Annotated in this window: 9 protein-coding genes; 7 read left to right on the plus strand and 2 right to left on the minus strand. The window is 38.0% G+C overall.

Translation table 11 applies throughout. The features are described from left to right. Positions 1 to 26: 26 nt before the first annotated feature. From AC6CH7_RS23270 to AC6CH7_RS23290, 5 genes are all read left to right on the plus strand, one after another. Positions 27 to 854: a helix-turn-helix domain-containing protein gene (locus AC6CH7_RS23270; RefSeq protein ID WP_498264987.1), complete on the plus strand. Its 828-nt coding sequence runs from the start codon at positions 27 to 29 to the stop codon at positions 852 to 854. A gap of 143 nt (positions 855 to 997) precedes the next feature. After that, positions 998 to 1,852 carry a GLPGLI family protein gene (locus tag AC6CH7_RS23275; RefSeq protein ID WP_498264988.1) on the plus strand — a complete coding sequence of 285 codons (855 nt, stop codon included), beginning with the start codon at positions 998 to 1,000 and terminating at the stop codon, positions 1,850 to 1,852. Beyond that, positions 1,849 to 4,500 carry a hypothetical protein gene (locus AC6CH7_RS23280; protein WP_498264989.1) on the plus strand — a complete coding sequence of 884 codons (2,652 nt, stop codon included), beginning with the start codon at positions 1,849 to 1,851 and terminating at the stop codon, positions 4,498 to 4,500. Before AC6CH7_RS23275 ends, AC6CH7_RS23280 begins: the two co-directional genes overlap by 4 nt. A gap of 42 nt (positions 4,501 to 4,542) precedes the next feature. Continuing rightward, positions 4,543 to 4,929, plus strand: a complete 387-nt coding sequence (locus AC6CH7_RS23285; protein WP_498264990.1) for a BlaI/MecI/CopY family transcriptional regulator — start codon at positions 4,543 to 4,545, stop codon at positions 4,927 to 4,929. A gap of 6 nt (positions 4,930 to 4,935) precedes the next feature. Continuing rightward, entirely contained in the window at positions 4,936 to 6,219 is a 1,284-nt protein-coding gene (locus AC6CH7_RS23290) for a M56 family metallopeptidase (protein ID WP_498264991.1), read from the plus strand. Here the strand turns inward: AC6CH7_RS23290 and AC6CH7_RS23295 are convergent. Then, complete coding sequence (locus tag AC6CH7_RS23295) at positions 6,216 to 7,313, minus strand: PAS domain-containing sensor histidine kinase (protein ID WP_498264992.1); 1,098 nt, start codon at positions 7,311 to 7,313, stop codon at positions 6,216 to 6,218. The genes AC6CH7_RS23290 and AC6CH7_RS23295 overlap by 4 nt on opposite strands. A gap of 281 nt (positions 7,314 to 7,594) precedes the next feature. On the opposite strand from AC6CH7_RS23295, the gene AC6CH7_RS23300 reads away from it, so the two are divergent. Next, on the plus strand, positions 7,595 to 8,206 hold the full coding sequence (locus AC6CH7_RS23300; protein WP_498264993.1) for a YdeI/OmpD-associated family protein: 612 nt from the start codon (positions 7,595 to 7,597) through the stop codon (positions 8,204 to 8,206). A 127-nt stretch (positions 8,207 to 8,333) separates the two neighbouring features. On the opposite strand, the gene AC6CH7_RS23305 is transcribed toward AC6CH7_RS23300, so the two are convergent. Beyond that, on the minus strand, positions 8,334 to 8,810 hold the full coding sequence (locus AC6CH7_RS23305) for a DinB family protein (protein ID WP_498264994.1): 477 nt from the start codon (positions 8,808 to 8,810) through the stop codon (positions 8,334 to 8,336). Between the two features lie 140 nt (positions 8,811 to 8,950). On the opposite strand from AC6CH7_RS23305, the gene AC6CH7_RS23310 reads away from it, so the two are divergent. Then, positions 8,951 to 9,361 carry an ABC transporter transmembrane domain-containing protein gene (locus AC6CH7_RS23310; protein WP_498264995.1) on the plus strand — a complete coding sequence of 137 codons (411 nt, stop codon included), beginning with the start codon at positions 8,951 to 8,953 and terminating at the stop codon, positions 9,359 to 9,361. Positions 9,362 to 9,613: the final 252 nt, after the last annotated feature.

Here is a 9,613-nt window from a genome sequence, read left to right on the forward strand (position 1 = left end):
AATTCCCTAATTTTAGAATGTAAACCATGGCACATCAGATAGAATATATACACGATGACATTAAGCGATCGTGCTTTGAAGACCAGTTCTTCAAAGCCGATGTGCTGTTTGAAGACCATTTACTGGTATGGATCATCTCTGGAGAGACCAGGATTGTGCAGGCAGATCAGACCTATGTGTTCAGCGCAGGCGATACCTTGCTGTTTCCCCGCTACTTGCTGGCTACGGTTCTCAATTATCCTAAACATGGTTTGCCCCATAAGTCGGTAGCCATGCACCTTAGGCTTGATCGGCTCAAAGACTATTATCATAAAAATGAATCACTTGCTCAAGCAGGACTGATTTCACACCCAAGCTTTCGCACCTTTGAACAGCATCCCTTATTAAAAAGCTGCCTGTCCTCATTAATCCCATACTTTGAGCTCAAAGGAAAACTGCCTGAATCCATTGCTTCGCTGAAAATAGAAGAGGCCATTCATATTCTGAGGACTATCGAACCCGGTATTGACCACACGCTGGCCAACTTTGCAGAGCCTGGAAAGATTGATATCGCAAATTTCATGGAGAAAAATTATATGTTCAATATGCCCATGGAAAAATTCGGTTACCTGACCGGACGTAGCCTGACCACATTTAAACGCGATTTCAAAAAAGCTTTTCAAACTACACCACAAAGATGGCTTATCCGAAAACGACTGGAACTGGCACATTATCAAATCCGAGAGAAAAACAGAAAACCATCAGAAGTGTACCTGGAAACTGGCTTTGAAAATCTTTCCCATTTTGGCTATGCATTTAAGAAGTTTTTTGGTTACGCACCCACTGAAAAATTTAATCATATGGGAAATGGTTAACCAGACGTAAAACCAAAAACTACATTTTATAGAATTTAAGTGGCTGTTTTACAGTTGTTAATCAGTTTTTGTCTAAAAATATAGACGAATATTTTGTTTGTCTATATTTTTAGACGTAGCTTTCCTCCTAAATAAAGGAAGCTATGAAAAAACTACTATTAATGTTCTGGGTATGCAGTTCGGCCATCCATGTTATGGGGCAGGATATCAACAAAAACCAAGCTATTGACAGCGCCTCGTTAAGGTGCTATTATGTTTTCACTAAAAAGAAGGAAGGGGAAACAAAGCCTTTTCGTTCTGACACAATGCTACTCGAGATAGGAAACACGCGTTCCAAATTTTATGATCCCGCCAGATTAGGAAGAGATTCCTTGTTGCGGGTTAAGATAAATGGTATGAATCCGCAAGACATAAAGAGTGTGAATGTATACAAGGCGGAATCAGCAAAAGACTTATCGGGAATGCCAGGAACCACAACTTCTAGTACCACTGAAGGTGAAAGTTACCAGGTTATCAAGGATAAACAGAGCGGTAAGGTCTCAGTGCTTGACTATGCCACGGCAATAGGCGACAGGTTTAAGTACGAGGATGAGATGGTTGGGCTTAAATGGCAGGTAACTGATGTCACAGATACAGTTGCATCCTACAATTGCCAGAAGGCAACCATTAATTTTAGGGGGCGAGATTACGTAGCATGGTTTACCACCGAGATTCCCCTGAGCGATGGACCCTGGAAGTTTAGTGGTTTACCCGGTCTTATATTAAAAGTAGAAGACACTAAAGGTTTGTTCTCTTTTAACTTGATAGGAATGAAACAGCTTTCACCTCCAACACCAATTCTGGTAGATGAGTCTAAATCTATAAAATGCAGCAGGGCTGATTTCGAAAAATTGAAAAAAAAACAAGGCCCGGGCACCCAGATTAACTTCAATGGAGGGAATGTTATCATTGCAGAGATCCCTAAGGAAATTGAATACATTCCAATGGAGCTTGAATGATTAGGGCATGGATGTTAATTTTCCTGATCGGTACATTTATCTCTGTTAAAGCACAAACCAAAATTAGTGGTTTTGTCTATTATCAGGGACAAGCCATACAAGGGGTTAATGTAACGGTAAAAGCTGGGAGCGCTGCTGCAGTGTTGGCTTATTCATTATCAAATGATAAAGGAGCATACGCCTTAGATTTTAAGAGCATGGCAGATAGTGTAACCATTACAGTATCCGGGTTTAATTTCAAAAAACAATCTTCCGTCTTTTTAAATAGAAGCCAGAACGTAAATTTTAATGTTATCTCGCAGGTAATCAATTTGAAGGAAATTAAAGTAACCCCTCCCAGAATTCATAAACTAAATGACACACTAAACTATCTGGTAGATGGTTTTACGGATAAAAATGACCGTACCATAGGCGATGTGCTAAAGAAAATGCCTGGCATTAAGGTTAATGACGACGGATCCATTACTTACAATAATAAACCCATTAATAAATTCTATATCGAAAACAAAGATCTGCTACAAGGGAGATATGGAATTGCAACAAACAATCTCGAAGCCAAGGATGTGGCTACAGTGCAGGTATTAGAAAACCATCAACCCATAAAAGCACTTAAAGACAGGGAGTTTACAGACCAGGGCGCTATTAATTTAAAGCTAAAGGATTCTGCAAAGGGCATCTTGATTGGAAATGCACAAATAGGGGCCGGGGTGTCGCCTCTGTTGTGGAATAACGAATTATTTTCCTCTTATTTCAATAAGAAAAGGCAAAACATGAATACCTACAAAGGAAATAATTCAGGTGATGATGTTGTCTCCGAACTCAGCTCATTTTATTCGCCAAATATAGACCCGTCGCAAAAGAGCCTGTTGTCGGTGCAGTCACCATCTCCACCATCCATCAGCCAGAAAAGATACCTTTTTAATCGTGCAAATACAGCCACCGTAAATCAGCTCTGGACCTATGGAAAGGATGTTCAGATTACGGCAAATATTAGTTACTTAAACGATAGGCAAAAGAAGAACAGTTACTCCAGAACAGGATATTACCTGGCAAGCGATAGCCTGCTAAGTATCGAAGAAAATTTAGCCGCAACAGAGGACATCAATCTGCTTGATGCCACGATTCAGTTAAATGCAAATAGAGAAAAGTACTATCTGGATAATTCGCTAAAAATAACCGGAAAATGGAATCGGGAAGTTGGTCATGTATACAGTTCTGACAGCGTGATTCAAGATTTGAATAAGCCTTTATTTAAAATTAGCAATACATTTAATCTGGTAAAGAATTATAAAAAAAGCGCAGTTAAAATATACTCCTCTACGGAATACAGCCGTAATCCGCAAACACTTGATGTGCGCCCGCTGCTTTATGCCGATCTGTTTCCGGAGGCTTTAAAATCAGACAGAATGAGGCAGTTCCTGGCCCGGAATGAATTTTTGTCTGTTAACCAATTTTCTTTTGGATTGGGTAGTGGTGCCTTTAAACACAATTATGCTGTAGGGGTAAGTGCCAGACTGCAGGACTTTAAATCACAACTGCAGGCCCTTTCTTTAACCGGACAGGCCAGCCCGGCAGCAGATTCATTAAGTAACGATTTGAACTGGAACAAGTATGAGTTTTATTTTACGCCCGATTATACCTATGTGCATCGCAACTTCAAAGCAACACTAAAGCTCCCGTTTGTGTATAACGTACTGCAAACAAAAAATGATATCAACCCCGTTAATTCCACACTTGAAGACAAAAATACCGAACAACTGTTCTTTAACCCTGCTCTGAATATCACATATGAACTTGGCCCGTTCTGGAACGTGTCTGCCGGGGCAAGCTATATGAATGATCAGGGAAACATAGATAACGGGTTTGAAGGTTACCTAATGCAATCCTATCGAAACCTGATCCGTAATGATGGACAGGTGCCACATCTAAAGAAACAATCCTACAATCTTGATCTGCGCTATCGTCATCCATTATATGCGGTGTTCTTTAATCTGGGAACCCGTTATTTCAGAAACAAAATGAATTTGCTTTATAGTTTTGATTATCAGGGGATACTGAGTTTAAGAAGAACTTATAATATTGTTAATGTAGCAGAGGGCTATAACATTTACACCAATATGAGCAAAGGGATAGACAAGTTAGGAACTACTTTTAGGCTCGAAGCAAATTATACCAGTTCTGCCGCTGTTCAAATCAGCGAAGGAAGGATTGTAAATTTTGTAAATACACATTACAGCTTCAGGCCGGAAATCTCCTCAAAAATTGGGCAATGGGCAAGTTTATCTTATAGCCTGCAGGCCACTAAAAGCAGCAATAAACTATCTAAAGTGATATCCGATTATGTCCCGATACAAACACGAACACAAAGAGGTCAATTAAATTTCTTCCCTGCAAAAAACCTTGCCCTAAATATCGCCTATGAAAATTTCTACAACAATGCAATTGTTTCGGGAAGCAGGACTTCCAACTTTGCCGATGCAGGTGTTAAATTCAAGTTTAAGAAAATGGAGCTTAAGCTCGATTACGTTAATATACTTAATACAAAGCAATATACATCGGCCTTGTATAATGAGATAAATACCTATTACTGGGTTTATAACCTTCGACCCGCACAGCTCTTAATGAAGGTAAGGTTTAAAATAAAGTAAATTTAATTGGTTGTCTATAAAAATAGTCATACATTTATATTAATGGAAAAAATGGTTCAGTTAACAAAAGCAGAAGAGCAGATTATGCAGGTTTTATGGGAGCTAGGAGAGGGTACAGTACAAGATATCCGCGAAAAGCTGGAAGAACCTAAACCTGCAAGAACAACAGTTTCTACAGTATTGACTATACTGGGCAACAAAGGTTTTGTTTCGCACAACAGCCTTGGGCGCACCAATGTTTACATTCCTCTTGTTCTGAAAGAGGAATATTCAAAAACCCAGCTGCTGGGGCTGCTTAAAAACTACTTCAATAATTCCTTTGCATCAATGGCTTCCTTTTTTGCCAAAGAAAACAACTACACCATTGAAGAACTAGACCTTTTAATCAGCAATACCAAGGATGAGTTGAATAAAGAAAAAGAAAAATAGGAATTTATGGAACAGCTGGCTATATATCTGTTGAAATCTTCGGTTTGTACCTCAGTCTTTTTTGGTATCTACTGGTGCTGCTTTAAAAATGAAACTTTTTACCGGTTCAACCGGTATTTTTTAATCACCGGCATACTAGCTTCTTTAATATTGCCTGTGTATACCTATACCTACCAGGTTAGTCTGATGGCCGATAACCAGCTTTTGGTACCGGTAGATACAATCTCACCAACTTCCGAAACCGGGTATGGGTGGATAGAATTCGCTTTAATGGCTTATGGCGCTATTGCTGTTGCTTTACTTCTGCGTCATGTGATAGGATTGCGTAAAATAACGCGGATAATCGGCAAATATGGTTATTCGTTTTTTAACGGTTATAAAGTAGTAAGGACACCAGTCTTTAAATCTTCATTTTCCGTCTTCAATTACATTATCATCGACAATTCTTCAGAAAGTTCAGCCATTGAACAAAAGCTGATACTGGAACATGAACAAGCCCATGTAAGGCAGTATCATTGGATCGATCTGTTGGTAGCCCAGTTATTTTGCGCCATGCAATGGTTTAACCCTTTTGCCTGGTTGTGTTTAAACGCAATCAAACAAAACCATGAGTATCTTGCAGATTGTGCTGTTTTGGAACAAGGAAATTCTGCTGTTATTTATCGCGCTGCATTGATTAACCATAGTTTAGGCACAACTGTATTTACACTGGCCAGCTCTTTCTCTCATTTCGACAAGTTAAAGCGCGTTAACATGATGATGAAGCCGGCTTCCCGGAATGTAAAAAAGTTTGCTGTTCTTACTATAATCCCTGCTCTTGCTGTTTTCTTCTGGGCATTTGCTGAACCTAAACTTATTATTATTCCGCAGCAGGTAGAGCACAAAAGGCAATCAGAAAAGAAGAAGAGTACTAAAGAAACGAAAAATGCCAGCCAACATAAAGCACCAATCAAAAGAAAGACTTCTGTTTCAATTAAAAGCAAAACGGCAAATAAGACAGTGATGCCGAAGGCAAAGGAACCTGAAGTACAGGTTTTAGCATCAGATACGCCACAACTGAGAGTCAAATCGCCTTTGTTACCAGCTAAAGCGTCCGCTGCAAAACCTATTTATTATCTCGACGGTGTTGAGGTAGGTTCTATAGAGGTTATCGACCCGAATGATATTGAGTCGATAAGTGTATTTAAAGGAGAATCTGCCATTAAGAGTTATGGATTAAAAGGCAAAAATGGCGTAATCTTGATCAGCTCCAAAAAAAAACCGGGCTTGTCTGGCTTAATGGATAATTAATCCTTAAACGTTATCACAAACCTTACTCCCTCGTTTACCTTACTTTCAACATCAATATGACCTCCTAAACTATTAATATGGTTGTATACCAAATAAAGGCCAACACCTTTACTGTCTGTATGATTGTGGAATGTTTGGTGTAACCCAAATATCTTACTTTTATATTTTTCCATATCAAAGCCCAATCCTTTATCCGAAAAAATCAATTGTCGGGCACCATTTGTTTTTCTGGTGGCAATATAAATATCAGGGTGTGAATCTGGTTTTGCATACTTAATGGAATTAGTGATTAGGTTAAGAAATATGCTGTCCATATAAACTTTGTTAAAATTGATCGTATCGAATTCAGAAAAATCAATTCTAATAATAGCTCTGGAGCCTAGTATCAATGAATTTATAGAATGAAACACCCCATTCAGAGACTGATGAAGATTCAAATTCTCTGTTGGTACATGAACGCTTTTTTTCTGACTGGCTGCATCCAGATAATAATTTAAGGTAACCTTTAAACCCTCTGTTGTTGATTGTAATATATTGATCAGGTTCTCAGTTTCTTTATCCTGAATTGTAGAGGCATCCAAAAGACTAAATATTGCAAGTAAGTTATTTACAGGTGCCCTCAGATCATGCGAGGCCATATGCGTTAAGTGTTGCAGCTCTTCATTAATCTTAGAAAGGCTGATCAAAAGTTTGTTCCGTTCTTCTTCAAGTTTCTTTTTGTGCGTTACATTTTTGGCCACCGCATAAACCAGTTTAGATTCGGGAACAGGAATTGAAGTCCATGATAACCACACAATTTCACCTTTTTTGGTCAGGTAGCGGTTTTCGAAATTTAAGAGTGGTATATTTTTTCTGAGATTGTTTCTAAGTTCTTCTGTAATATTCTGGTCTTCCTCGCAAACAAAATCATTAATGGGTCTTGAAAACAGCTCTTCATCGGTATATCCTAACAGTTTAGAAACCGCAGGATTGATTCTTTTAAAGTAGCCATCAAATCCGGCTATACACATTAAATCCTGAGAAACTTCAAAAAAGGGCTCGCTGTCAAAACTATCCACAGAAAGTCGGCGCTCGTTATTTGCTTTAGGTATCATATGGCCAAGATTCGCTTTCTGTGAGGTTAATAGCTGTTAGTTATACTAAATCTACTAAAGTTTAGCTATTTGTTCATTTTATTCCGTAACGAAATATTTTTTTATTGCTTCGTATGGAAGGGGCATGCTTGTTCGTTTGGGTTTAAATATCTATGAACGAAGTCACTCCTTGCTTAGTCTGATTGAAACAAGCGTTAGATTATAATTAGAAATATATAAAATTTGACTTTAGTGGTAATTTCATCATCTTTATTAGTAAACTACTATACCTAATTTTAAAAATGTCACAGTTCAATCCAAAATTCGATGAATATAATGCAAAATCAGCAGATTTTGCAAAGCCTATTATGGAATATTTGCGCCAAATAATCCATGAAACATGCCCGGATGTTGAGGAAATAATTAAATGGGGCATTCCACATTTCGATTACCAGGGCGATATGATGTGCATCTTTGCTGCCTACAAAAATCACTGCTCATTCAGCATTTGGAAAGCAGCATTAATGACTAACCCAAAGCTGAAAGAAAATATCAAGCCTGAGCAAACAATGGGAAATATGGATAAAATCAAATCCCTGTCAGATTTGCCGGATAAAGAAACATTGATAGCTTATGTAAAAGAGGCGATGGCTTTAAATGAAAATGGAATAAAAATAGTAAAACCGAAATCTGAGAAGCCCAAGGTAATTCAAGTACCAGATTATTTTAGTGAAATACTTGAGGCATATCCCAAAATAAAGGAGGTTTTTGAAAGCAAATCACCTTCTTTTCGCAAAGACTATTTAGTTTGGATAATCGACGCAAAAACAGAAGCAACCCGCCAAAGCAGAATAGAGCAGGCTTTGGAATGGATTGCTGAAGGCAAAGGCAGGTTTTGGAAATATAATAAATGATCCAACTTCATCTTCAATTATATGAGGTAACAAATCAATTTGAACATGCACTGCTCTCCTTAAAGCTGTTCTAACTGCTGTATTGTCTGGTTCTGGCTTTTTTTATCCTGTTCCTTAGTGTAATAAACTAAAATCTGATAATATCTGCATCTGGAGGGGTATGCCCAAGCAAGCGGCACATAATCATAATTTGACCTTTGTGATGAAACTCATGGGTTAATGCATGGGTGAAGACCTTCAGGGAAGTAGCCTCAATTTTCTTACCTGAAATTGTTCCGCTAATCATCCGGTTTGCGTTATTGCCAAATTTCTCAATATAAGCTGAAATGAGTTGGTCGACTTTTTCAAATAAAGTTCTAAGAACCTGTATTGAAGAAATGGGCTGATCCTGATACGTGTCTACGTTAAGTTTTAATGAGAAATTACCGATCCAGTGATAATATACCTCTGCAATATGTAATAACATTTTGCCAGGAGAGGAATCATTAAATTGCTCCATAGGACGGAACACATCATCTTTTAATTGTGTCTCTAAAAAGTCGAGCACAACAGCTCTGGAACTTTTTACAAGGACATACTGTTGCTCAAATAATTCTTTAGCCATTATTGATGTCATGGTAATAAAATTACGGTTTTTTAGTAATTTAGATACTTTCTGACATTGGTTCTTATTTCTAAAAAGCAATAACCGATATTCGTGCCAGCAGATATTGAGGGTTTAAAGTGGAACATTAATCGATTAATATGAAGATACTTTGGAAATACCTTAAGCCACATCGCACGCTTGTTTTTCTGTCTTTAATACTAGCTGCTGTAGCTCAGCTACTCAGCTTGGTTGATCCTGTGATCTTTGGAAAGATCATTGATGAATATGCTACCAATAAGAACCATTTATCCGAAACTGAACTGATAAATGGTATTTTATACTGGTTACTAATAGCACTTGGCATTGCTGTGGTGGCTAAGCTATGCAAAGCTGCGCAGGACTATATCACCCGCAAAGCTGTAGCGCGTTTTGGCATGAATATATTTAATGATGGACTAAAGCAAACCTTACGTCTGTCAATTCAGGAATTTGAAGAGAGCAGAAGCGGAACAACACTTTCTGTTCTGCAAAAAGTGAAAACTGATGCAGAGCGTTTTATCAATTCATAAAAAAGCTGCGGAAACCCACTCATCGCCTAAGCGTGGGTGGGGGGAAAGCAGCTACCCCCTGATTTTAAAATTAAAATATTACTATTGTTTTTAGTTAAAATAGCTATTATTTTTAGATATTTAATTAAATCTGTACATTAGTATTGTGAAATTGGTATTGAAAATAAAATTGCTTCCAACTGCTGAACAAGCAGCATTGCTTCTGGAAACCTTTCGGAAGGCAAACCTTGCTTGCAATGCGATTTCTGAAAA

The sequence above is a fragment of the Pedobacter sp. GQ55 genome (assembly GCF_059758925.1).